22 protein-coding genes and 2 pseudogenes are annotated in these 24,211 nt (G+C 65.5%); 16 read left to right on the forward strand and 8 right to left on the reverse strand.

Annotated elements, in window-relative coordinates; all coding sequences use genetic code 11:
* Window positions 1-38 precede the first annotated feature (38 nt).
* Window positions 39-923: an SDR family oxidoreductase gene (locus HAP41_RS26720; RefSeq protein ID WP_166096393.1), complete on the forward strand. Its 885-nt coding sequence runs from the start codon at window positions 39-41 to the stop codon at window positions 921-923.
* 35 nt (window positions 924-958) lie between these two features.
* Here HAP41_RS26720 and HAP41_RS26725 read toward each other — a convergent pair whose 3' ends face one another.
* From HAP41_RS26725 to HAP41_RS26735, 3 genes are all read right to left on the reverse strand, one after another.
* Entirely contained in the window at window positions 959-2,293 is a 1,335-nt protein-coding gene (locus HAP41_RS26725; protein ID WP_166096392.1) for a dicarboxylate/amino acid:cation symporter, read from the reverse strand.
* Window positions 2,294-2,376: 83 nt separating this feature from the next.
* The gene (locus tag HAP41_RS26730) at window positions 2,377-2,934 is read right to left on the reverse strand and encodes a biotin transporter BioY (protein WP_063983547.1); all 558 of its coding nucleotides are present in this window, start codon (window positions 2,932-2,934) and stop codon (window positions 2,377-2,379) included.
* A gap of 106 nt (window positions 2,935-3,040) precedes the next feature.
* Window positions 3,041-4,228, reverse strand: coding sequence for a pyridoxal phosphate-dependent aminotransferase (locus HAP41_RS26735; RefSeq protein WP_063983548.1), 1,188 nt, complete (start codon window positions 4,226-4,228; stop codon window positions 3,041-3,043).
* A gap of 178 nt (window positions 4,229-4,406) precedes the next feature.
* On the opposite strand from HAP41_RS26735, the gene HAP41_RS26740 reads away from it, so the two are divergent.
* The 10 genes and pseudogenes from HAP41_RS26740 to aat all read left to right on the forward strand — a co-directional run bounded on the left by HAP41_RS26740 (window position 4,407) and on the right by aat (window position 14,269).
* Window positions 4,407-5,810, forward strand: a complete 1,404-nt coding sequence (locus tag HAP41_RS26740; RefSeq protein ID WP_071914367.1) for a M48 family metalloprotease — start codon at window positions 4,407-4,409, stop codon at window positions 5,808-5,810.
* Window positions 5,811-5,908: 98 nt separating this feature from the next.
* Entirely contained in the window at window positions 5,909-6,676 is a 768-nt protein-coding gene (locus tag HAP41_RS26745; protein ID WP_135213478.1) for a DsbA family protein, read from the forward strand.
* A gap of 237 nt (window positions 6,677-6,913) precedes the next feature.
* Window positions 6,914-7,708 carry a DUF1236 domain-containing protein gene (locus tag HAP41_RS26750; RefSeq protein ID WP_166096391.1) on the forward strand — a complete coding sequence of 265 codons (795 nt, stop codon included), beginning with the start codon at window positions 6,914-6,916 and terminating at the stop codon, window positions 7,706-7,708.
* 257 nt (window positions 7,709-7,965) lie between these two features.
* The gene (gene aroQ, locus HAP41_RS26755; protein ID WP_166096390.1) at window positions 7,966-8,433 is read left to right on the forward strand and encodes a type II 3-dehydroquinate dehydratase; all 468 of its coding nucleotides are present in this window, start codon (window positions 7,966-7,968) and stop codon (window positions 8,431-8,433) included.
* A 35-nt stretch (window positions 8,434-8,468) separates the two neighbouring features.
* A pseudogene (gene accB, locus HAP41_RS26760) lies at window positions 8,469-8,956 on the forward strand (acetyl-CoA carboxylase biotin carboxyl carrier protein).
* A 59-nt stretch (window positions 8,957-9,015) separates the two neighbouring features.
* Window positions 9,016-10,371 (forward strand): acetyl-CoA carboxylase biotin carboxylase subunit, encoded by a 1,356-nt coding sequence (gene accC, locus HAP41_RS26765; RefSeq protein ID WP_166096389.1) that lies wholly within the window; start codon window positions 9,016-9,018, stop codon window positions 10,369-10,371.
* Window positions 10,372-10,474: 103 nt separating this feature from the next.
* Window positions 10,475-11,992 (forward strand): sensor histidine kinase, encoded by a 1,518-nt coding sequence (locus HAP41_RS26770; protein ID WP_166096388.1) that lies wholly within the window; start codon window positions 10,475-10,477, stop codon window positions 11,990-11,992.
* Window positions 11,989-12,429 (forward strand): response regulator, encoded by a 441-nt coding sequence (locus HAP41_RS26775; protein WP_166096387.1) that lies wholly within the window; start codon window positions 11,989-11,991, stop codon window positions 12,427-12,429. The genes HAP41_RS26770 and HAP41_RS26775 overlap by 4 nt, the downstream gene beginning before the upstream one ends.
* A pseudogene (locus HAP41_RS26780) lies at window positions 12,426-13,541 on the forward strand (sensor histidine kinase). Before HAP41_RS26775 ends, HAP41_RS26780 begins: the two are co-directional and overlap by 4 nt.
* A 47-nt stretch (window positions 13,542-13,588) precedes the next feature.
* Window positions 13,589-14,269 (forward strand): leucyl/phenylalanyl-tRNA--protein transferase, encoded by a 681-nt coding sequence (aat, locus tag HAP41_RS26785; protein WP_166096386.1) that lies wholly within the window; start codon window positions 13,589-13,591, stop codon window positions 14,267-14,269.
* Window positions 14,270-14,308: 39 nt separating this feature from the next.
* Here aat and HAP41_RS26790 read toward each other — a convergent pair whose 3' ends face one another.
* Window positions 14,309-15,367 carry a DUF2155 domain-containing protein gene (locus HAP41_RS26790; protein WP_166096385.1) on the reverse strand — a complete coding sequence of 353 codons (1,059 nt, stop codon included), beginning with the start codon at window positions 15,365-15,367 and terminating at the stop codon, window positions 14,309-14,311.
* Window positions 15,368-15,571: 204 nt separating this feature from the next.
* Here HAP41_RS26790 and HAP41_RS26795 point away from each other — a divergent pair, with 204 nt between their 5' ends.
* Complete coding sequence (locus tag HAP41_RS26795) at window positions 15,572-16,519, forward strand: LipP1 family hormone-sensitive lipase (RefSeq protein ID WP_166096384.1); 948 nt, start codon at window positions 15,572-15,574, stop codon at window positions 16,517-16,519.
* 61 nt (window positions 16,520-16,580) lie between these two features.
* On the opposite strand, the gene HAP41_RS26800 is transcribed toward HAP41_RS26795, so the two are convergent.
* Window positions 16,581-17,855 carry an IS256 family transposase gene (locus HAP41_RS26800; protein ID WP_166064748.1) on the reverse strand — a complete coding sequence of 425 codons (1,275 nt, stop codon included), beginning with the start codon at window positions 17,853-17,855 and terminating at the stop codon, window positions 16,581-16,583.
* Window positions 17,856-17,964: 109 nt separating this feature from the next.
* Between HAP41_RS26800 and HAP41_RS26805 the strand changes: the two genes are divergently transcribed.
* The gene (locus HAP41_RS26805; RefSeq protein WP_166096383.1) at window positions 17,965-18,972 is read left to right on the forward strand and encodes a Na+-dependent transporter; all 1,008 of its coding nucleotides are present in this window, start codon (window positions 17,965-17,967) and stop codon (window positions 18,970-18,972) included.
* A 7-nt stretch (window positions 18,973-18,979) separates the two neighbouring features.
* Here HAP41_RS26805 and HAP41_RS26810 read toward each other — a convergent pair whose 3' ends face one another.
* Window positions 18,980-19,774, reverse strand: coding sequence for a methyltransferase domain-containing protein (locus HAP41_RS26810; RefSeq protein ID WP_085401110.1), 795 nt, complete (start codon window positions 19,772-19,774; stop codon window positions 18,980-18,982).
* A 35-nt stretch (window positions 19,775-19,809) separates the two neighbouring features.
* Window positions 19,810-20,751, reverse strand: a complete 942-nt coding sequence (locus tag HAP41_RS26815; protein WP_166096382.1) for a GlxA family transcriptional regulator — start codon at window positions 20,749-20,751, stop codon at window positions 19,810-19,812.
* A gap of 94 nt (window positions 20,752-20,845) precedes the next feature.
* Between HAP41_RS26815 and HAP41_RS26820 the strand changes: the two genes are divergently transcribed.
* Both HAP41_RS26820 and HAP41_RS26825 read left to right on the forward strand, forming a co-directional pair.
* On the forward strand, window positions 20,846-21,529 hold the full coding sequence (locus tag HAP41_RS26820; protein WP_166096381.1) for a DJ-1/PfpI family protein: 684 nt from the start codon (window positions 20,846-20,848) through the stop codon (window positions 21,527-21,529).
* Window positions 21,530-21,707: 178 nt separating this feature from the next.
* A complete protein-coding gene (locus HAP41_RS26825) occupies window positions 21,708-22,355 on the forward strand; it encodes a glutathione S-transferase family protein (protein ID WP_166096380.1) in 648 nt (215 codons plus the stop codon).
* Between the two features lie 355 nt (window positions 22,356-22,710).
* Here HAP41_RS26825 and HAP41_RS26830 read toward each other — a convergent pair whose 3' ends face one another.
* Entirely contained in the window at window positions 22,711-23,118 is a 408-nt protein-coding gene (locus tag HAP41_RS26830; RefSeq protein ID WP_028148726.1) for an NADH:ubiquinone oxidoreductase subunit NDUFA12, read from the reverse strand.
* Window positions 23,119-23,364: 246 nt separating this feature from the next.
* Between HAP41_RS26830 and HAP41_RS26835 the strand changes: the two genes are divergently transcribed.
* Window positions 23,365-23,985, forward strand: coding sequence for a BA14K family protein (locus HAP41_RS26835; protein ID WP_166096379.1), 621 nt, complete (start codon window positions 23,365-23,367; stop codon window positions 23,983-23,985).
* Window positions 23,986-24,211: the final 226 nt, after the last annotated feature.

The following is a 24,211-nucleotide window of genomic DNA, read 5'->3' on the forward strand; positions in this document are numbered from 1 at the left end:
CGTAGATGGTTCTCTCCACCAACCCCAGGAGAATTCGCATGCGTGTTTTCGTTACCGGTGCCACCGGCTTCGTCGGCTCCGCCGTCGTTCGAGATTTGATGGCCGCCGGCCATAGCGTGCTCGGCCTCGCCCGCTCCGATGCCGGCGCCGCAGCACTCACCGCGATGGGCGCCGAGGTCCATCGTGGGTCGCTGGAGGATCATGCCTCCTTACGCGGCGGCGCCGCCGCTTCGGACGGTGTGCTGCATCTCGGCTTCAACCACGACTTCTCGAAATTCGCCGACAATTGCGAGCTCGACCGCCGCGCGATCCTCGCGCTCGGCGAGGAACTCAAAGGCTCCGACCGCCCTCTCATCGTCACATCCGGTGTAGCGCTGCTGGCGCCCGGACGGCTCGCGACCGAAGACGATGCCGCGGCCCGCCACTTTCCGCGCGTCTCGGAAGCCACTGCCGAAGACCTCGCGGAGCGCGGCGTCCGCACCGGCATCGTGCGGCTGCCGCCCACGACCCACGGTAAGGGCGACCACGGCTTCGTGCCGCGCCTGATCGCGCTCGCCCGGGAGAAAGGCGCCGCTGCCTATATCGGCGAAGGCCAAAACCGCTGGCCGGCCGCGCACCGCCTCGACGCCGCGCGCGTCTATCGTCTCGCGCTGGAGCAAGGCGCGACCGCGCGGCGCTATCATGCGATCGCCGAGGAAGGCGTGCCATTCAAGGCGATTGCAGAGGCGATCGGCCGACGGCTCGGCGTCCCCGTCGTGTCCAAATCGCCTGAGGAAGCGGCCGCGCATTTCGGCTGGTTCGCACAGTTCGCCGGCATCGACGTTCCGACCTCAAGCGCCAAGACGCGCGCTTCGCTCAGCTGGGCGCCGAAAGAAAAAGGGCTGATCGACGATCTCGACCAGCCCCATTATTTCGAGGTCTGACGGCGCCGCCCGCGCCGTCAGATTCCGCTTGCAGATCAGTCCGTCGTGACGGCCGTTTCCATGTCGGTCGGATCGATCTGTCTGGCGAGGTTGGCGTTGAGCTTGTCGCGGTCGAGCTCACCCTCCCACCAGGCGACGATCACGCAGGCCACGCCGTTGCCACAGAGGTTGGTCAGCGCGCGGCACTCGCTCATGAACTTGTCGATGCCGAGCACGATCGCCATGCCCGGCACGAGGCGCGGATCGACCACGGCGAGCGTCGCGGCCAGCGTGATGAAGCCCGCGCCGGTGATGCCGGAGGCACCCTTCGAGGTCAGCATCGCCACCACCAGGATGGTGAGCTGCTGGCCGAAGGTGAGATCGAAGCCAAGCGCCTGCGCGATGAACAGCGTCGCCAGCGTCATGTAGATGTTGGTGCCGTCGAGATTGAACGAATAGCCCGTGGGCACCACGAGGCCGACCACCGACTTCGAGCAGCCGAGGCGCTCGAGTTTCTCCATCAAGGACGGCAGCGCGCTTTCCGAGGACGAGGTGCCGAGCACGATCAGCAGCTCGTCCTTGATGTAGGCGAGGAACTTGAAGATGGAGAAGCCGGCGAGGCGCGCGATGGTTCCGAGCACGACGAATACGAACAGCGCCGCGGTGACGTAGAACGTCGCGATCAGGCCGACCAGGTTGAGGATCGCCCCGGTGCCGAACTTGCCGATGGTGTAGGCCATTGCGCCGAAGGCGCCGATCGGCGCCGCGCGCATCACGATGGAGATAACTCCGAACACCGCATGCGCGGCGTCATCGATGAAGCTGCGGATGGTATGGCCGCGCTCGCCGAGGCCCATGATGGCGAAGCCGAACAGCACCGAGAACAGCAACACCTGCAGGATCTCGCCTTGCGCGAAGGCGCCGACCACGGTGTCGGGGATGATGTGCAGGATGAAGTCGACCGACCTCTGGCCCTCGGCCTGCTTGGCGTAGTTGGCGACGGCCTGCGCGTTGGCGGCGGCGCTGCCGAAGCCCGCACCCGGCCTCACCAGGTTGCCGATGATGAGTCCGATCACCAGCGCGAAGGTCGAGACGACCTCGAAATAGACCAGCGCCTTGACGCCGATGCGGCCGACCTTCTTTGCGTCCTGGATATGCGCGATGCCGGAGACCACGGTGCAGAAGATGATCGGCGCAATCACCATCTTGATCAGCTTGATGAAGCCGTCGCCCATCGCCTTGATCCACTCGTTGGTGGCGAGCGACGGCCACAGCCAGCCGACCAAGGCGCCGAGCACGATGGCGATCAGCACCTGGACGTAGAGAACCTTGTACCAAGGCTTGGCGGCGGCCGGCGCGACCGGCGCCCCCGCCATCGTTGTCGTCGTCATTGTTTCACTCCCCCTCAAACTCAGAGCCAGCCAAGATCAACTTGGCCGGCTCTGTCAATCGGAACTGCTCGGAATGGTGCGCTTTACCCGCGTCGATCGACGATCCGGCGGGCCGCCGGCATCAGCGCGGCGCCCAGCGCGTTCTTGACCACCGATGCCGCAATGAACGGCGCGACGCCGACCGCCCAAGCCTTGGTTGCGCCAAGGCCGATGACGTAGGCCAGCCAGCCGAAGCCGGCGATGAAGATGACGACATGGGCGAGCGCCATTGCTCCAAACAGGAACACGACGTTGCGATCCCAGCCGCGCTCGGCCAGCCAGCCGGTGATGAAGGCAGCCAGCACGAAGCCATACAGGTAGCCGGCAGTCGGGCCGACCAGCGGTGCAATTCCACCGACCGGGCCGGCGAACACCGGCAGCCCCATCGCGCCTTCGGCGAGGTAGGCGATCATGGTTGCGCTGCCAAGGCGCCAGCCATAGGCGGCGCCGATCATCAGCACGACCAGCGTCTGCAGGGTCATGGGCACGTAAGGCAGTGGCAGATTCACCTTGGCTGATAGCGCCATCAAGGCGGTGCCGAGCGCAATCAGCACGACGGCGCGAAGTGCGCCGACGGTTTCACCCGGACGGGTCGGCCACATCAATGCGGCGAGAGGAGAATGCGGCGTGGCGACGGACGGGAGGGAACGGTCAGACAAAGTTGAACTCCGCGGGGCTGGTGTCGAAACGGCTGTCGAAAACTCGCGGCTATTTAAGCCAGTGAGCGATCCGGTCAACTGCCTCCCGCATCTCCGCTGCCGAACGCGCATAGGAGAGCCGTATGAACGAACGACCATGGATCGGATCGAAATCGAGACCCGGCGTGGCCGCAACGTGCGCCTGCTCCAGCATCTGCTTGGCAAACTCGAAACTGTCCGAGGTGAAGTCCGAGACGTCGGCATAGAGATAGAAGGCGCCGTCGGCAGGCAGGAACTTGCTGAGGCCCGCCTTGGGCAATCCCTCGATCAGGATGCGCCGGTTTTCCTGATAGCCGTGCTTGATCTCCTCCATCTCGGCCGCGCCGTCGAAGGCCGCTTCGGCCGCGATTTGCGACAATGACGGCACCGAGATCGACAGGTTCTGCTGCAGCCGCTCGATCGGCCGCACCAGGATCTCGGGCACGACCATCCAGCCGACGCGCCAGCCCGTCATGCAAAAATATTTCGAGAACGAGTTGATCACGAGTGCGTGCTCCGACAGCGCCGCCGCCGTTGCCGCCGGAAACGCGTAGTCGAGCCCGTGATAGATTTCGTCCGAGATGAAGCGGATGCCGGCGTCTTCCGCCGCAGCGATCAGGCCGGCGAGCGCCTCGCGGGACATCATCGTCCCGGTCGGATTGGCCGGGCTGCCGACCAGCACGCCCTTCAGCGGCGCCTTGCGATGCGCGGCCAGCAGCGCCTCGCCGGTCAGCGCATGGCGCGTGTCATTGGTGGTCTCGATCAGCACCGGCTCGCAACCAAGCGCGGTGAGGATGTGACGGTAGGGCGGATAGCCCGGCACCGTCACGGCCACCCGGTCGCCGGGCGCGAACATCGACAGGAAGGCCAGGATGAAACCGCCGGAGGAGCCTGTCGTCACCACGATCCGCTCGGGGCTGACATCGCAGCCATAGGCATCCCGATAGTGGCGCGCGATGCGTTCGCGCAATGAGGGGATGCCGAGCGCGGAGGTGTAATCGATCCGCCCCGCCTCGAGCGCCGCATGGGCGGCCGCGATCGCGGTCTTTGGGGCGCCGGTTGCGGGCTGGCCGACCTCCATGTGGATGACATGGCCGCCTGCCGCCTCGATTCGGGCCGCGGCGGCCATCACGTCCATCACCATGAACGGGGGAACATCGCTGCGGCGGGAGGGCTCGAGCCACTGCCCCACCCGGTTCCTCAATGTCGCATCGTGCATCGAATTCTGCTATTTCGCTGGCGAACCGGTCGGTTCGGTCCGGGAAACGGGGCGCTTGCGCCCCAGACTGGCCGCATTGTACGGCTCATAAGGGCATATCTCGTATCCGGTCCGCCGCCAATCGCCAAAAACCAATCACGAAACTGCTTGATCAAGACCGTTTGACCCAGACCGCCTGATGTTGCTCCAGATCGCATTGCGCAAGAAGGCCTCCACCCTCACCGCCCTCGTCACTGCAGCGGCGATCGCGCTGTTGCCGACGCCGGCCGCGCATGCGCAGGCCAAGGGGCCGCCGATCCTGCGCGACACCGAGACCGAGCAGCTGCTGCGCGAATACACGCGCCCGATCCTGCGCGTTGCCGGTCTGGAAAAGCAGAACATCCAGATGGTGATCATCAACGAAAGCTCGTTCAACGCGTTCGTCGCGGACGGCCGCCGCATCTTTGTCAATTACGGCGCGATCATGCAGTCGGAGACGCCGAACCAGATCATCGGCGTGCTCGCGCACGAGACCGGGCATCTGGCCGGCGGCCATCTGTCCAAGCTGCGCGAACAGCTCGCCAACGCACAGACCCAGATGATCATCGCCATGCTGCTCGGGGCCGGCGCGATTGCCGTGGGTAGCACCCGAGGCAGCAACAGCGCCGGCAACAACGGCCTCGCCAATGCCGGTGCCGCCGCCATCGCTGGACCGCAGGAGATGATCCGCCGCACGCTGCTGTCCTATCAGCGCCAGCAGGAGGAGAACGCCGACCGCGCCGGCGTGAAATTCCTGACCGCGACCCAGCAGTCGCCGAAGGGCATGTACGAGACCTTCAAGCGCTTCACCAGCGAGAGCCTGTTCGCGTCCCGCGGCGCCGATCCCTATCTCCAGTCGCATCCGATGCCCGCCGAGCGTGTCGCATCGCTTCAGGAATTCGCCAGTTCCAGCCCCTATTGGGACAAGAAGGACGATCCCGCGCTCCAGCTCCGCCACGACATGGCGCGCGCCAAGATTTCCGCGTTCATGGAGCGGCCGGAGACGGTCTACCGCCGCTATCCCCAGACGAACGACAGCATGCCGGCGCGCTATGCCCGCGCCATCAGCACCTATCTGCACGGCGATTTACGCAGCGCCCTGGCCCAGATCGACGCGCTGATCCAGGTCCAGCCGAACAACCCGTATTTCTACGAGGTGCGCGGCCAGGCCCTGCTGGAGGGCGGCAAGCCGGCCGAAGCGATCCCTGCCCTGCGCAAGGCGGTGCAGCTGTCCAACAACGCCCCCCTCATCGAGATGTTACTTGGGCAGGCTCTGGTTGGATCGGATAATAAGGCCTACACCGATGATGCTGTTCGGATTCTCCGGGCCGCTGTGGCACGGGAACCGGAGGCCGCGCTCGGCTATATGCAGCTCGCGATGGCCTATGGCCGGAAGGGCGATTATGCCGAGGCGGATCTGGCGTCGGCGCAGGCCGCTTATCTGCGCGGCGACAACAAGACCGCCCGCGAACTCGCCACGCGCGCGAAAACCCGTTTCGCCGTCGGCACGCCCGGATGGGTCAAGGCCGACGACATCGTGGCGGCCAAGCCGCCGCGCAACTAACGCGACCAAGACGACGCCTGACACCACGACGTCACGACACCGAGCTTAAGTCCGCCGGGACGTTTTCCGAAACCAGCTTTCGATAAGAGGATTTGCCTATGCCTTCGCTGCGCCTGCTTGCTCCCGCGCTGTTCGCGCTCGCCATGTTCGGCGCAGCCGTTCCCGCGTCGGCCGACAGCTTCTCGGATGCCCAGCGCACCGACATCGAGGCGATCATCAAGAATTATCTCGTCACCCATCCCGAGGTGCTCGAGGAAGCGATGACCGAACTCACCAAGCGCCAGGCCGCGGCCGAAACGCAGAAGCATGAAGCCAGCATCGCGCAGAACTCCGATGCGATCTTCAACTCGCCGCGCCAGGTCGTGCTCGGCAACAAGGACGGCGATGTCACCTTCGTCGAGTTCTTCGATTACAATTGCGGCTACTGCAAGCGCGCGATGGGCGACATGCTCGACCTCATGAAGGCCGATCCGAAGCTGAAGGTCGTGCTGAAGGAGTTTCCGGTGCTGAGCCAGGGCTCGGTCGAAGCGGCGCAGGTCGCGGTCGCCGTGCGCATGCAGGATCCCACCGGCAAGAAGTATCTCGACTTCCACCAGAAGCTGCTCGGCGGCCGTGGCGCCGCCGACAAGGCGCGCGCGCTGCAGGCGGCCAAGGAAGCCGGCCTCGATACCGCGAAGATCGAGAAGGACATCGGCAGCCCCGAGGTGCGCGCCACCATCGAGGAGAATTTCAAGCTCGCCGAAGCGATGGGCATGAACGGCACGCCGAGCTACGTGATCGGCAAGCAGATCGTGATCGGCGCCGTCGGCCTCGAAGGCCTGAAGGAAAAGATCGGCGTTGCCCGTTGCGGCAAGGCGACTTGCTAACAAGGCGACCTGCTGATCCCGCATTTCACAATCTGCGCATGCGACGAGGCCGGCTGAACAGCCGGCCTTTTTCGTTGACCGCAGCTTTGCGCGAATTCTGGCGCGAATCCGGCGCGCGCATTCATCTCGCGTTTAAGAAACAAATACCCCGGAACCGCCGATGTTCCGGAACAACTCAAATCTCCTTTCGTTGGTGGCGCGGGCAATGACGCAAAGAAACACGTGAGGAGAAATTTGATGTCTAACCGCTTTATGATCTCGGTCGCCGCGCTCGCGCTCGTCGCAGGCACCGGGCTGGCGAACGCACAGGGCACCATGAACCGCGATAGCGGTGGCGGGGCCGGCGCGCAGCCGACGCAACATTCGCAACCCGCCGGTGGCGCAGCTGAACGTGGCGCGATGGGCAAGGAAGCCGCTCCCGAGAGGGGCACCGTCGGCCAGGCTGGCGGCGCCATGAAGCCCGGCGGAGCAGCCGAGGAGAAGTCGTCTGGCGCGACGGAGAAATCCGGTGCGATGGAAAAGTCAGGCGGGATGGAAAAATCCGGCACGATGAACAAGAACGCGGCTGACGAGAAGGCCGGCGCGACGAAGGGTGAGCACGCCCAGGGCGCGCAGGACAAGTCCAAGAGCACGATGGACGAGTCCCAGATGGACAAGTCCAAGAGCACCGAGACTGACACCAAGAGCGGCAACATGAACGCCCAGACCAAGGGCGCGGACAGCAAGGCTGCCGACACCAAGTCTCAGACCACGACCGGCGCCGCGCCTGCGACCGCTGCGGCACCGCCTGCCGAGAAGCGGACCGAGATCTCAACGGCGATCAAGTCGACCAAGATCGAAGAGACCACGAACGTCAACTTCAACATCTCGGTCGGCGCCGCGATCCCGGCATCCGTTCGCTTCCATCCGCTGCCGCCCCGGATCGTGGAAATCTATCCGGAGTGGCGCGGCTATGACGTGATCTACGTCCGCGGACAGTACATCATCGTCCGTCCGCAGACGCGCGAGATCGTGTACATCATCGAAGGCTAAGCCGCTTGGCTGACGCCCGATAAGCCCTTGCCGAGAGATCGGCAGGGGCTTTTGGCCTATTGGGCGGCCTCCCCTGCCTATCCCGCCCGGCAGCCACGATTAGAACTGGTTAACAAGCAATTTCCGTAGCTTCCGCACAGGTTTTTGCCCCCCGGATGAGCTGTTTGAAGCCCCCTGGGAGGTCCTTCAAGGCTTCCCCTAGGGCGCTTTGTTACCTATAACCCCCGCCACGCCGAAGCACCTCTTGCGGGATTGGAATGGCCGAACCAGCAACCGACACGATCCTCGTTCTCAACGGGCCGAACCTCAACATGTTGGGGACGCGCGAGCCCGAGAAGTATGGCCACGCGACGCTGGCCGACGTCGAAACGCTGTGCCGCGAAGCGGCGGCGGCGTACGGCCTCAAGGCCGACTGCCGGCAGTCCAACCGCGAAGGCGAGTTGATCGACTTCATCCACGAGGCGCATGCCCGCAAGATGAAGGGCATCATCATCAATGCCGGCGGCTATTCGCACACCTCGATCGCGCTGCACGACGCGCTGCTCGCGGTGCAGATCCCGACCGTCGAAGTGCACGTGACCAACATCTACGCCCGCGAGAGCTTCCGTCACCATTCCTACACCGCGCGCGCGGCCTTCGCCTCGCTCTGCGGTTTCGGCATCGAGGGCTACCGCCTCGCGATCCAGGGCCTTGCCGCCAAGCTCGGCATCAAGCCCAAAGCCTGACGCTCCCTCTTCACACAGAACATTCGGATCAGAACATGGCGCGCCAGCCAGACGACAAACAGCCGTAAAGTTTTCCAGCGAGGATTCCGCGCTCGTCCGCGAGCTCGCACTTCTGCTCGATGAGACCAGCCTCACCGAGATCGAGATCGAACGGGCCGGCCTTCGCCTGCGCGTCGCCCGCAACATCAGCGTAGCCGCCACCATGCCGATGCAGATGGCGGCCGGTCCCGCCGTCCTGCCGGCGGCCGCAGCTGCCGCCGCGCCAGCCGCGGCCGACCTGTCGAAGCATCCGGGCGCGGTGATCTCGCCGATGGTCGGCACCGCCTATTGGGCGCCGGAGCCCGGCGCCAAGCCGTTCATCGAGGTCGGCAGCAAGGTCTCGGTCGGCCAGACGCTGCTGATCATCGAAGCCATGAAGACCATGAACCAGATCCCCTCGCCGCGCGCCGGCACGGTGACGCAGATTCTGGTCGAAGACGGCCAGCCGGTCGAGTACGGCGAGCCGCTCGTCATCATAGAGTAATGGTCGTGGGCGGTCAGCCGCCCTAGCCGCCTCCCGCGCGCCAGTCCCTTAAGGACACCATGTTCGACAAGATCCTCATAGCCAATCGCGGCGAGATCGCCCTTCGCATCCTGCGCGCCTGCAAGGAGCTCGGGATCGCGACCGTCGCCGTGCACTCCACTGCCGATGCCGACGCCATGCATGTGCGCCTGTCGGACGAGAGCGTCTGCATCGGGCCGCCGCCGTCCAAGGACAGCTATCTCAACGTGCCCGCGCTGCTCGCGGCCTGCGAGATCACCGGCGCGGATGCCGTGCATCCCGGCTACGGCTTCCTCTCCGAGAACGCGCGCTTCGCCGAAATCCTTGGCGAGCACAATCTGCATTTCATCGGCCCCAAGGCCGAGCACATCCGCCTGATGGGCGACAAGATCGAGGCCAAGAAGACGGCCAGGAAGCTCGGCATTCCCGTGGTGCCCGGCTCGGACGGCGCGGTCGGCCTCGAGGACGACGCGATGGCGATCGCCAGGAAGATCGGCTTCCCCGTGCTGGTCAAGGCAGCCGCCGGCGGCGGCGGCCGCGGCATGAAGGTCGCGCAGAGCGAGGCCGACCTCCAGGTGGCGCTGTCGACGGCAGCCAACGAGGCCAAGTCCGCCTTCGGTGACGCGTCCGTCTATCTCGAAAAATACCTCCAGAAGCCGCGCCACATCGAGATCCAGATCCTCGGTGACGGCCGCGGCGGCGCGATCCATCTCGGCGAGCGCGATTGCTCGCTGCAGCGCCGCCACCAGAAGGTCTGGGAGGAAGGTCCCTCGCCCGTCCTTGCCGCCGCTGCACGCGCCAAGATCGGCGAAACCTGCGCCAAGGCGATGCGCGAGATGAAATATCTCGGCGTCGGCACCATCGAATTCCTGTTCGAGGACGGCGAGTTCTACTTCATCGAGATGAATACCCGCATCCAGGTCGAGCATCCCGTCACCGAGAGCATCACCGACATCGACCTCGTGCTGGAGCAGATCCGCATCGCTGCCGGCGGCGATCTGCCGGCCAAGCAAAGCGAGATTCAGATCATCGGCCACGCGATCGAGTGCCGTATCAACGCCGAGAACCCGCAGAGCTTCCGTCCCTCGCCGGGCCGCATCACGCAATATCACCAGCCCGGCGGGCTCGGCGTGCGCATCGATTCCGCGGTCTATCAGGGCTACACCATCCCGCCCTATTACGACTCCCTCGTCGGCAAGCTCATCGTCCACGGCAAGACCCGCGCCGAATGCCTGATGCGGCTGCGCCGGGCACTGGACGAGATGGTGGTCGAGGGTATCGAGACGACGCTGCCGCTGTTCCGCGACCTGGTGCGCCAGGACGACATCATCAACGGCGACTATCACATCCACTGGCTGGAACAGTACCTCGCGGGCAAGGAACCGGTCGCGGGGTGACCCCTCTCCTCCCGTGGAACCCTTTGGCCCCCATCGCGTTCTGGACGGGGACAGTTCCGAGGGGGCCTTTTGAGTTCCGTTGACGTGACGAAGCGAGACCGTCGTGACGACTGAAGCGCAACGACGGCGCTCCATGTGGCAGATCCTGCTGTTCTCGGCGGGTCTTCTGGTGTTGACCGTGATCAGCGCCGGCTCCGTCTACCTGGTCAACAAGGCCAGAGACGATAGCAAATGGGTGATCCACACCATCGAGGCGGAGAACCAGATCAACGCTCTGCTGCTGGAAATCCGGCGTGCCGAGAGCGCCGCCCGCGGCTATCTCCTGACCCAAGGGGCGGATTTCAAGGCCGACCATGAGAAAGCCGTGGCAGCGATCATACCTGCCCTCGACAAGCTCACGCGCCTGACCCGCGATAATCCGGACCAACGCGGCAACATCGAGAAGCTGAGCGCGGCGATCGAAATCCGGCTGGGGCAATTCAAGCAGGAGTTGGACTTCATCGGCCAGAATCGGCCGGACAAGGCCATAGCGCAGGTCCGCGAGGCCGCCTCCACCGACACCACGGCCGAGATCAGCAAAGTCGCCGTCTCCATGATCCAGGAGGAGGAGCGTCTGTTCCGGCTCCGATCGGCCAATTCCGACCGCAGCCAGACGCTGGCGGCCTCGATGACCGGCATCGGTTCGGGCCTCGTGGTGCTGCTGACCCTGATCTCGATCTGGCTGGTGCGGCGCTCGGTGCTGGCCCGCGACGAGGCCGAGACGCGCCTGCGCGACGCCTACGCCAACCTCGAGACCGTGGTCGACGAACGCACGGCAGACCTGCGCGAGGCCAACAACGAGATTCAGCGCTTTGCCTATATCGTCAGCCACGACCTTCGTTCGCCACTCGTCAACATCATGGGCTTCACCAGCGAACTCGAAGAGCTCAGCGGCGACATTTTCCGCCGTATCGGCGGCCTTACCCATGTCCCGGCCGATGGCCCGCCGCTAGCTGACGGCGAGGTCACGCTCGAAGGCCCCGACAAGCAGCTTTCAACGGATTTTTCCGAAGCGCTCGGCTTCATCAAGTCGTCGATCGCCAAGATGGACCGCCTGATCTCGGCGATCCTCAACCTCACCCGCGAGGGCCGGCGCGAATTCGTGCCCGAAAAGATCGACACCCGCGAGTTGATCGAAGCCATCGTCTCGACGCTGGCGCATCAGTCCGCCGAAGCGCAGGCCGAGATCCATGTCGCGCCGCTGCCGGATCTCGTCAGCGACCGCCTTGCGCTGGAGCAGATCTTCTCCAATCTGATCGACAATGCCATCAAATATCTCAAGGCCGGCGCCCCCGGCGAGATCAGAATCCGCGGGCGCACCAAGCTTGGCTACGCTATCTTCGAGATCAGCGATAACGGCCGCGGGATCGATCCGAAAGATCACCAGCGGATTTTCGACCTGTTTCGCCGGGCGGGAACCCAGGACAAGCCTGGTCAGGGCATCGGTCTTGCGCATGTGCGTGCACTTGTGCGCCGCCTCGGCGGTACCATGTCGGTATCATCGGAACTGAATACCGGCAGCACCTTCACAATCACGCTGCCCATCACCTGGAACACGAGCAACCGGAACGCCGACCAATGACTCAACCCGTCACCATCATCATGATCGAGGACGACGAGGGCCACGCCCGGCTGATCGAGCGCAACATCCGCCGATCCGGCGTCAACAACGAGATCATTCCCTTCGCCAACGGCACGGACGCGATGAAGCACCTGTTCGGCGCCGACGGCAGCGGGCTCGTGCAGAAGGGCAATGCGCTCCTGATCCTGCTCGATCTCAATCTCCCCGACATGACCGGGATCGACATCCTGAAGCAGATCAAGGAGAACAAATATCTGAAGGCCTCGCCCGTGGTGGTGCTGACCACCACCGACGACAGCCAGGAAATCAAGCGCTGCTACGAGCTCGGCTGCAACGTCTACATCACCAAGCCCGTGAACTACGAGAATTTCGCCAATGCCATCCGGCAGCTCGGCCTGTTCTTCTCGGTCATCCAGGTCCCGCCCGCCGCCTCATGAACCAGCACCCGCCTACACTGCTCTACATCGACGACGACGCGGCGCTGGCCCGCCTGGTCGAGCGCGGCCTGACGCGGCGCGGCTACAAGGTCATTCATGCCGCGAGCGGCGAGGAAGGCCTGGAGCGTATCCGTCGCGCGGGGACCCAAAACAGCGCCGACGGCTGCATCGACGTCGTGGCGCTCGACCAGTACATGCCCGGCCTCGACGGGCTGGAGACGCTCGAGCAGATCATGGCGATCGCAGGCGCTCCGCCCGTGGTGTTCGTCACCGCATCGCAGGATTCCAGCATCGCGGTCACCGCGCTGAAGGCGGGCGCGGCCGATTATCTCGTCAAGGACGTCAAGGGCGACTTCATCCCCCTGCTCCACGTCGCCGCCGACGGCGCGCTACGCTAGGCCGAATTGCAGAAGGCGCGCGAGGAAGCCGAGGCCGAGATCCACGCATCGCGCGACCGCTACGCCGCGCTCGCTGCCGAACGTGAGCTGCTGCTGCGCGAGGTCAATCACCGCGTCGGCAACTCGCTCCAGATCATCGCCTCGCTGCTGCATCTCCAGGCGAACTCCGCAGGCCAGGAAGAGGTCAAGGCGGCGCTGACCAACGCGATGGGCCGCGTCGCCGCGGTCGCGCAGGTGCACCGCCGGCTCTACACCTCGCAGGACCTGAAGAGCGTGGTGCTCAACCAGTATCTGGATTCGCTGCTCGAGGATCTCAGGCGCTCGGCCGAAGGCAACCGGATGTCGCGGCTGACGGTGAAGGTCGAGCCGATCGAGATCGATCCGGACCGCGCCGTCGCCGTCGGCATCATCGTCAACGAGCTGGTGATGAACGCGGTGAAATACGCCTATCCCGACGGCGCCGGCCCCATCCATGTCGAGCTGACCTCGCAGGGCGAGGATCTGCTGCTGGCGATCACCGACAACGGCGTCGGCGACAAGGTCAAGGCGGATCCACGCTCGACCGGCATGGGCCAGCGCATCGTCGCGGCGATGGCCACCAAGCTCGACGCCACCGTCGAGCGCGACCCCGCCCATTCCGGAACTCGCGTCATGCTGAGGTTCCGCCGCACGCCCGCGGCCCCCGACAAGACCAACAACGCCGCCGCAGGCTGACCCTCGCCCCCTTCGCAACACCTCCACGATCCTGCTATTGTTGCGCCATGACTTCGCGCGACTCCGCTTCGTCTGAAATCACGCCGGCCGTGCTGTTGCGTGCCTATGCCTGCGGCATTTTTCCGATGGCCGAGAGCGCCGACGATCCGACACTGTTCTGGGTCGAGCCGGAATTGCGCGGCGTGATCCCGCTCGAGGGATTTCGCGTGGCCTCGCGGCTCGCGCGCACCGTCCGTACGGACGCCTTTCGCGTCACCGTCAACACCGCGTTCAAGGCAACGATCGCCGGCTGCGCGGCGCCGCAGGCGGGACGCGAGGACACCTGGATCAACAAGCGGATCCGCGACCTCTATGGCGGCCTCTACGAGCTCGGCCATTGCCACAGCGTCGAGGCCTGGCAGGGCGACGACCTCGTCGGCGGGCTCTACGGCGTGAGCCTCGGACGCGCCTTCTTCGGCGAGAGCATGTTTCACACCGCGCGCGATGCCTCGAAGGTCGCGCTGGTGCATCTGGTCGCGCGGCTGATCCATGGCGGCTTCGAGCTGCTCGACACGCAATACGTCACCGAGCACTTGAAGAGTTTTGGCGCGGTCGAGATTTCGCGTCGGCGCTACACCGCACTGCTCGACAAGGCCCTCGCCGGCGACCCCGGCGATTTCCTGAGGCTGTCAGCCGGTGACGCGATCCCGGGCGCGCGCGCGCTCGACATCGTCGCCTCCCGGCCATAATCGGTGATGGGGCCTAGCGCCCGAACCCGGGGATTTGGTCTAACGCCCAAACCCCGGGATACCGAACAGGCCCGGCCGCTGCTCCGGCGGCGGCGGGGGTGGCGGCGCCGGCTGCTGCTGCTGGATCGGCGGCAAGGGCTGCGGCGGGCGCTGCTGCACGGCCTGCTTGGGTGGCGCCGCCTTCTTCTGCGCGGGCGGCGGAGCCGGCGGCTTTGCCGCGGCCGGATCGGGCGCCGCGGTTGCAATGGTCTGCTGCGGCTCTTTGCAGTCGGTGAGCCAGATGTCGTAGATCGGATGCTCGACGCCGTGCAGGCCGGGGCTTGCCGCATACATCCAGCCCGAGAAGATGCGCTTCACCTCGCCCTGCAAGGTGATCTCGTCGACCTCGACGAAGGCGTCGGTATTGGTGGCCTCCGTCGCCGGCCGCGTGTAGCAGGCGTCGGTCTTGACCCGCAGCGCGCCGAACTGGACGGTCTCGCCGATGTCCTCGTCGAAATTGATGATGCGCCCGGTGATCTTGTCGAGGCCGGAGAAGGTCGCCTTCTTGTTCACGATCTTCTGGGCCGGCGGCTCGGTCACGACCTCGTCGCCCGGCTGGAGGCTAGCCGGGGTCTGCGGGACAGTGCCGCCCGGCCCGCCCTTCTGCTGGGGCTGGCGCTGACCGGGCGCACCCGGGGCGGCTTGCGGATTGGGCGGAGCGACCGCCACGGACGGCGGCTGGTTCGGCGGAGCGACGGTTGAGCCCGGCGGCGGCGCCAGGGGCTGGGACTCGACCGGCCCCGGCATCACGTTACCTTGCCGGCCCGGCGGCGGCGCCATCGGGCGCGACGGCAGCACGCGGCCCTGCGGCGGCAGCTCGGGGACCTCTTCGTCGTCATCGGGGATCTGAGGCTGCGGCTGACCACGCGGAATCGAACCCGGCGGCCGCGGCGGCGGGTCGGAGAAGATCGTGCCGATCTGCGCCTGCGCGGGCGTCGCAACCGTCAATGCGGTGGCGGCCAGAAGCGCCGCAAGACCTGGCAGGGCAAGTCTTGTAAGGGTAAAGGTTCGAACCATCTTCTCGCGCGGCTTCAACAGCGAATCGGGCTTGCTGGACATTCTACAGGGGATACCGCCGCTCGCAGGCCATCCGGTTAACACGGCGAATACGGCGGGGGAAGGGCGGCATCCCTGCCCTGCCCGCCGCCGGCTGGCCAGACCGGCGACCGGATGGGATAGTTCACCGGCCCCTCCCCGGGGCTGAGGCGGGCAGCGCCCCCGGAAACGACGTCCAACGACAACAGAAAGCCCAAGGTCGCTCCCATGCCCGTCGTGCTCGATCCCGATGCCGCCGCTGTCTACAAGGCGTTCCAGGACGCCGGCCGCCCCGCCTACGAGACCCTGACCGCACCGGAAGCCCGCGCCTATTACGGGCAGGCCCGCTTCGCCACCAACCCCGAGCCGCCGGAACTGGCGCGCGTCGCCGCGCTGGCGATCCCGGCGACGCACGGCGAAATCCCCGCCCGCATCTACGTGCCGAAGGATCCGCGCCTTCAGGACGGGTTGTCGCCGGCGCTGGTGTTCTTCCATGGCGGCGGCTGGGTGATCGGCGATCTCGGCTCCCACGACGTCGTCTGCCGCCAGCTCGCCGTTTCAGGCGCGCTGATCGTGATCTCGGTCGATTACCGCCTCGCGCCCGAGCACAAGTTTCCCGCCGCCGCCGATGACGCGATCGCCGCCACAAAATGGATCGCCGCGAATGCGCGCGAACTCGGCATCGATGCCTCGCGCCTTTCGATCGGCGGCGACAGCGCCGGCGGCAATCTCGCCGCCGTGGTCGCACTCACCGCACGCGACGGCAATGGTCCGAAGATCGCGGGCCAGGTCCTGATCTACCCCGCGACCGATTTCGCCATGACGCACGGCTCCCACAGCGAGCCCGAGACCAGCGTGCTGCTGACGCATTCGGTGATCCGCTGGTTCCGCGATCACTATCTCAACGGCACAGCCGACATCCACGACTGGCGCGCCTCGCCGGCACGCGCGAAAAGCCTCGCCGGTTTGCCGCCGACCTATGTGCTCACGGCCGGCGCCGATCCGCTGCGCGACGAAGGCGACGACTATGCCGAGCGCCTCAGGCAAGCCGGCGTGCCCGTCGCCTACAAGCATTATCCCGGCCAATTCCACGGCTTCTTCACCATGGGCAAGCTGCTGCCGCTGGCCAATGTCGCGGTGCGCGAGATCGGCGCCTGGTTGAAGGAGCTGGGCTGACGCCTCGGGGATGTCCCGATCGCTGTTGAACTACGTCGGGTCGACGTTGCCGGAATGAATATTACGCAGCCCTCGTGACGTGGGCAACGGACTTGATTGTCATGCGATCGTGGTGAGCTTGAAGGGCCGCACGCAGAACCGACAATTGCTTATGCGCCTTCAATCGTCGGAAGCCCTTGTTGGCCTCGATCATACCGGCCGCGACCCATCGCAAGGCCATACCGGCATCCCGCCAGCGTTTAACGTTGCGCGTGACGCGGCGAATGGTGCCCATCATGTTCTCGGCGATATTGGTACAGGCGAGCGATCGGCGAAGCTCCTTCGGCAACTTCAACCGGACGACAGTCAGGATTTCGTCGAGGCCTTCGAGGATACTGGCCGCAACGCCGGGCCATTGCTGGTCGAGTCGACGCGCGAGATTGCGGATCAATTTTTCAGCCTTGTCGGCGTCATCGAGCTCCCAGGCCTGGCGCAGCACCCGGCGGGTGGCCGCATGATGCTCTTTCGGCAGGCGTTCCATGATGTTGCGCGCCTTGTGGATCTGGCAGCGCTGGATCGCAGCGGCCGAACCGAAGGTGCGGCGGATCGCCTTCGACAACGCCTTCGCGCCGTCGGCGATGAACAGTCTTGGCACCGTCGGGTCGAGCCCGCGCGAGACCAGGTTGTCCAGCAGGGCCTGAACCGTTGCTGCATTCTCGGTCGCCCCTTCCACCAGCGCCAGCGGATGCTTGTTGCCTTCGCCGTCAACCCCGATCGCGGCCACCAGCACGAGATCGTCGTCGAGATGCAGCCCGTCGATTTGGACCACCAGAAGGTCGAGCGCGGACAGATCGGCAGCCATGAAGTCGGCCAGCCGCGCCGCCGACAGAGCCACGAACCTCCGCGAGGCCGCCGACTTCGAAATCCCCGATCCGGGCGGTGCCGGCACGTCACCCTCGGGCAGCCGGACGGCGCGGCCGAACCGGCGCGTCGACACATTGATCAGCATCAGGTTCATCGCCCAGCGACCGAGCCAGTCCTCCTGCGCCGCCGTTTCCCAGCTCGGGATCGTGACCTCGCGGCCGTCCATGCCCCGGACCCGCGGGCGATCGACCTCGATCTTGCCGCCGTGGAAACCGATCCGCCCCCGCGTTCGGCCCCAACGGTGCGCCCGCCGCGCCGCATCACGACCGTGGCGCGGCCCGCAGGCCGCTGTCACATCCGCCTCCATCATCGTGCCGAGCGCCTCGATTCCTGCCGCAAGGCAGAACCGATCGAAGCTCGCTCGCACTTCCGCAAATGATTTCTCCACAGCCCCGGTCGCCGGCCAACCAGCCGGTGTGATATCTCTCGTCATGGCGTTGCTCTCCTTTGTGGAATCAGCACCCCGAGCCTACCGGCTCAAGGTGGGCAACGCCGACCTCTTCAGAAATTCAACAGAACCCGGGACATCCCCGACGCCTCCCATGCCCTTCGTTCTTCAAACCGTCTTCGCCCTCCCCCTGCGCGCGCTGACATGGCTCGGCAGCCAGGGCACCCGCGGGGTCGCGGCGGTCGTGTTCGTCGCCGCCGCCGTGCCGCCGCTCGGCGCGCTGCTGCGGCCCTACATCACCGAAGCGATCCTCGTCCTGCTCTGCATCTCCTTCATGCGAGTCGATCTCGCGGCGCTGTACGGTCACCTACGCCGCCCGGCGCTGATTGCGACCGCAACCGCCTGGACTACGATGGGCGTGCCGCTGATCGTCGGACTGATCATCTATGCAACAGGGCTCAACGACCGCTCGCCCGGCCTTTCCGTTGCCCTGATGCTCCAGAGCATGGCCTCGCCCATGATGGCGTCTCCGGCGCTCGCCGCGCTGATGGGCCTCGATGCCACGCTCGTGCTGGTCACGCTGGTGACCTCCACCGCGCTGGTCCCCTTCACAGCGTCGCTGTTCGCAAGCCTGTTCCTCGACGGCATGCTCAGCGTCACGCCGGCGACGCTCGGCCTGAAGCTGCTCGGCATCCTCGCGGCGTCGCTGCTGGCCGCAACCATCATCCGTTGGGTGTTCGGCGCAAAAGCGATCCAGCGCCACAGGAAGCCGATCGACGGCTTCAACATCATCATCCTCCTGATCTTCGCCGCCGCGATCATGGGCGATGTTGTGAACGATCTGGTGGCGCAGCCGGTGTTCACCATCAGCCTGGCGGCTCTGTCCTTCGCGATCTATTTCACGCTGCTCGCCGTCACCACGCTGCTGTTCCGCCGCATCGGCTATGAGCGCGCGCTGGCGCTCGGGCTGATGGTGTCACAGCGCAATCTGGGCCTGATGCTGGCCGCGACCGCCGGCGCGCTGCCGCCAACCACCTGGCTCTATTTCGCGATGACGCAGTTTCCGATCCATCTTGCGCCCTACATGCTGACGCCGATTGCACGCCGCCTGGTGGCCCGCGCGGATGGCAACGGCGAGGCCGCTGCAGGCAAGGCGACCTAGGCCGCAGTCATAGCGGCGTCGCAGCCGGCTTTGAGGCCCTGAAGAGATAGCGGTTGGTGCTGAAGAAGTATTGTCCCGCCCCGCTGAGATGCTCGAACTCGCTGTGCCATGCTTCGAGATCACCGGCTGAAACGTCGTTCCTGCGGGCGACGAAGTCCCGAATGCCCTGGGCCAGCCCCTTGCTGTAGCTATCGTCATCGTACTGCAAATTCAGGATTGGAAAGACCGACGCACCGTCCAGGTGAAGTCGTGCATTCACCAATCTGTGGGCCATCGACCTCGGGAGGCGCGGGTGAGCGCAGTGCGCTTCCCATGATTTCATCACCGCGGCCATACGTTCCGGGCTTTCGGAATGCCACACCACCGCGTCCCAATCCGTTGCGACAAAAATCGTGCGGCCCCCCGGCTTGAGCACGCGAAACGTCTCTGCGAGGACGCGGTCAACATCAGGCACGTACTCGGCAACCTGCGTGCACACGACGACATCGAACGACGCATCAGGTTGACCCAATTCCGTGGCGTTGCCGATCGCATATGAAATCCAGGCGGAAGCCTTCTGCCGGTTGCAGACCTCGATCAGGTCAGTCGACACATCGATACCGAGGACAGCACCATCAGGCCCAACGATCTGCGCCATGCTTTCGCAGAGATAGCCGGGACCACATCCGATATCGAGAACGCTCTCGCCGGCGGACAGATTGAGCTGCCGAATGGTCTCCGCGCGCTGGGCGGTCACGTCCCCCGTGAGATAGATTCTCTGGAGCCGTTTCGCGTTCTCGTTGCTGTACTCCATCCCGCCCATCTTCGCCTCCACGCTCGAGTGCCAGGTGAGATTCCCTAACCCGCCCGCGCCGCGCGCCGCAGCGCCTGCGGCGGCTGGCCGAAGGCGCGGATGAAGGCGCGCCGCATGCGCTCGGGGTCGCCAAATCCGGTCGCCTCCGCGACGAGCTCGATCGCCTCGCGCGAGGACTGCACGCGCTCGCGCGCGACCTCGATCCGTAAGCGCTCGATCGCCTTCGACGGCGTCGTGCCGGTCTCGGCGGCAAAGGCGCGGGCAAAATGCCGTGCGCTCATGCCGGCACGATCGGCGAGATCTTCGACCGTCAGCCGGGCATCGAGGTTCTCGCGCGCCCAGGACAGCAGCGCGCCGAACCGGCCGTTCGGTGTCTTCAATTCCAGCAGTGAGGAGAACTGCGACTGGCCGCCGCTGCGGCGATGATACAGCACGAGCTGGCGGGCGGCCTGTTGCGCGATCTCCTCGCCATGGTCCTCGGTGACCATCGCGAGCGCGAGGTCGATGCCCGCCGTGATGCCCGCCGACGTCCACACATTGCCGTCATGCGTGAAGATCTGGTCCGGCTCGAACTTCACCTTGGGATAGCGCGCGACGAAATCCCGTGTGCGGCCCCAATGCGTGGTGGCGCGTCGTCCATCGAGCAGGCCCGCCTCGGCCAGCACATAGGCGCCCGAGCAGACGCTGGCGACCCGCACACCGCGTCGCGCCAGCCGCTGCACGAAGGCGCGCGTGACCTCGCAGCGTGCGGCGTCCGTTACGCCTGCGCCACCTGCGATGACCAGGGTGGTGATCGCGTTCGCCGACTTGAAGTCGCGCGCCATCATTTCCACGCCGGACGAGCTGCGCACGGGCCCCGCGTTCAGTGCCAGCACGCGGATTCCGGTGCTCGTCTTGCCGGTGGCGCGCGCCGCGATCTCGAACACCGAGATCGGGCCGGCCGCATCGAGCAACTGGAAATCGGGGAAGATCAGGATGCCGATCATGGTTATGTCCGAAAGCGAGGGAATTACGCCATTTTGGACAGAAGGGCATCATGAGAGGCTGCGTCCGTCAAGCTCATCTTTGGAGGACCTGCCCATGTCGTCACCGCTCCAGATCGGTCTTTTGGTGTTTCCGCGCGTCACCCAGCTCGACTTCACCGGTCCCTTGCAGGTGTTCTCCTCCGTCCCCGGCGCGAAGCTGCACCTGATCTGGAAACGGATCGAGCCGGTGCCGAGCGATTCCGTGCTGACGCTGACGCCGACCACGACATTCGCCGACTGTCCGCAGCTCGACGTGATCTGCGTGCCCGGCGGCGGCGGCACCAACGACCTGCTCAATGACGAAGAGGTGCTGGATTTCCTGCGCAGGCAGGCCGAAGGCGCCAAGTACGTCACCTCGGTCTGCACGGGGGCGCTGGCGCTCGGCGCTGCCGGCCTGCTCAAGGGCTACCGCGCTGCCACCCATTGGAGCGCGATGGAGATGCTCGGCCAGTTCGGCGCGACGCCGACCAAGACGCGCGTCTGCATCGACCGCAACCGCGTCACCGGCGGCGGCGTCACCGCCGGGATCGATTTCGCGCTGACGCTGGTGTCGATCCTGGTCGACCGCACCACGGCGGAAGCGATCCAGCTCCAGATCGAATACAACCCGGCCCCGCCGTTCAATTCAGGCTCGCCCGACACCGCGCCGGCCGAAGTGCTGGCCTTGCTGAGAGAGCGCGGCGCCGCAAACCAGGCCCGCCGCCTCGAGGCGGTCAAGCGCGCGGCTGAGCGGGTGTAGAGCAGAGGTTTTGCTCACGCGCCCCGAACGCAGCGCAGCACTTCCCGGGCAATGCAAAGCATCGTCCGGAAGCTCCGCACTGCTGACATGACGCTGTCAGGAGCCTGTCGCGACAATCTGGATCGCGCCCAACGCCCACGGACGCTTCCCGGTCGCGTGCGCACAGGAGGATCTGACCATGGCGCGATACCGGCTGCACTGCATCGGAGCTTCGGGCAATTCGTTCAAGGTCGCGCTATTCCTCAACTGCGCCGGGCTCGACTGGGAGCCGGTCGGCCTCGACTTCGCCGGCGGCGAGACCCGCACGCCTGACTGGCGGGCCGCCACCAATGTCATGGGCGAAGTCCCTGTCCTCGAGGTCGATGGCCGGCACATGAGCCAGTCCGGTGCGATCCTGCTGTGGCTCGCCGGGACCCACGGCGTGTTCGGTCCGACGCCCGAGGAGACGTTCGAAGCCACGCGCTGGCTGCTGTTCGACAACCACAAGTTCACCGCGAACTTTGCCCAGCACCGGTTTCAACGCTGCTTCATGCCGGAGCCCGCCCATCCCGCTGTGCTCGCTTACTTGCGCGCGCGGACCGACAGCGCCTTCTCGATCGTCGACAGACACCTCTCCCACCGCAGCTTCATGCTGGGCGATCGGCCGACGATCGTCGATTTCTCAATGTTGGGCTATCTGTACTATCCGACCGAGGAGACGGGCTTTGATCTTGCCGCGACTTTCCCGGCGATTGATGCCTGGCGCCGGCGTGTCGCCGAACTGCCGGGCTGGAAGCCGCCCTATGAGATGATGCCGGTCGGCAACTCACCGACGCTCCATCTCTGAGAAGCGAGCAGAGCAACAGATCAAAGAAAAAGGCCGCTCGGTTTCCCAAGCGGCTTTTCCTGTCTTACGGTGGCTGCACATTCCATCGGGCGATTTCGAACTTCCAGACCGGGGGCCTATCTCCCGATCGAGTCCTCGTCGGCGGCCGCTGCATCTCGGGACAGTCGCGAACTGTTGCCCGAACCGAACGCGATGGTCTCCCATCTCCGTAAGATGGGACCATTGAGCCGCATCGCTCGCGTAGCTGCAACGCCCGCGCAGGCGCTGTCCCCGCTGTTCCCGTTGTCCACAGCAAGGTGAGGCGGATGCTGATGCATCCGCCCCCACGGCAAGGATTCGGACGGAGATCGGAAAGCTAGCCGGGCGTCCAGGGCTGGTAGTCGCCGGTCGCCTTGGGACGCTTGCCGCTGGCAAGCGTCGAGCCGGAGGGCCGATAGGCGTTCGGCGTGCCGGTGGGGTTCGGCTGGTGCGGTTTTTGCCACTCGCGCGGCTGGTAGTTCTCTTCGGTCGGCGGCACATCGACGACGTGATGCATCCAGCCGTGCCAACCCGTCGGGATGCGGCTTGCCTCGGCGTAGCCGTTATAAATGACCCAGCGCCGCTCGAATCCGAGCGTCGGATCAATCGCCCCGCCGCGGGTCCGATAATAGCGGTTTCCCTGCTCGTCCTGGCCGACCAGCTCGCCGTACCGCTTGGTCCAGAGCTGGGTGCCAAAGGTCTGGCCACTCCACCAGGTGAAGAACTTGAGGAAGAACTGTTTCATACGGCTAGGGCCCTGCTTCGTGAGGCCCTGATGCCATCCGGGCGGCGAAATGTCCAGTTCCGCGGGGGCGGCGGTGCCCCCCGCAAAATGTGGTGCCCGGCGCAAGCACTGCCGCAAATCGGACGCGATCCGTTCATGCCGGGTACAGCGGCCGCATGGAAACCTGCGCCACACGCGCACACCGGCGTGAACCCTGGAACCGCGGGCCCTTCAAGAGGTTTGCTTCAGGGAATAAGGAGTTTGAACATGAAAAGTCTGAGAATTTTGAGCGTCGCGGCAGCGGTCGCGTTGGTCCTTCCGTTGGCGACGCCGAGCTTCGCCCAGGGCCGTGGCGGCCACGGCGGTGGCGGCGGTGGTCATTTTGGCGGTGGTGGCGGCGCCCATTTCGGCGGTGGCGGCGCCCGCATGGGCGGCGGCAGCTTTGGCGGCGCGCGGTTCGGTGGCGGCGGCGGCAATTTCGCTGCCGGAGCCATGCGCCCGAGCGCCGGCCTAGCCATGCGTCCGACCGCAGGAGCCACGTTTAGTGGTGGCGGCGGCCGTCCCCTCGCAGTCGCGGGTAACAACTGGCGCGGCGGCGGTGGCAACTGGCACGGTGGCGGCTGGCGTCGTCATGGTGGCGGTTTCTGGCCGGGCGTCGCAGCCGGTGCTGCGATCGGCGGGCTCGGCTCCTACGCCTACTACGGTGGCGGGTACTACAACGATCCCTACTACTATGGCGACGACAGCTATTATGACGAACCGTCGGTCGCGGTGGTGCCGGATAGCGGTGGTGACTCGTCGGCTTATTGCGCGCAGCGATACAGATCATACGATCCGGGTTCGGGCACGTATCTTGGCTATGACGGCCAGCGTCATCCCTGCCCGTAAGCAGATCGACAACGCTTGATGGAAGAGGCGTCGCATCGGTGCGGCGCCTCTTTCGTTTGTCGCGCGCTCATCGCCAGTTTCGCGCGCAGCCCGCGCATCGCGTGCGACGATCTATACATGCGAGGCGCGAGGGACCTCTATTCACCGCACCGTGCATATCTACAATGATCCAATCCCAAATTGACCCGTCCCGCGATTCGCCTATATCACCGATGAATGTTGGGAC

Origin of the sequence: Bradyrhizobium barranii subsp. apii, assembly GCF_011516635.5 — a bacterium.
GTDB lineage: Bacteria > Pseudomonadota > Alphaproteobacteria > Rhizobiales > Xanthobacteraceae > Bradyrhizobium > Bradyrhizobium barranii.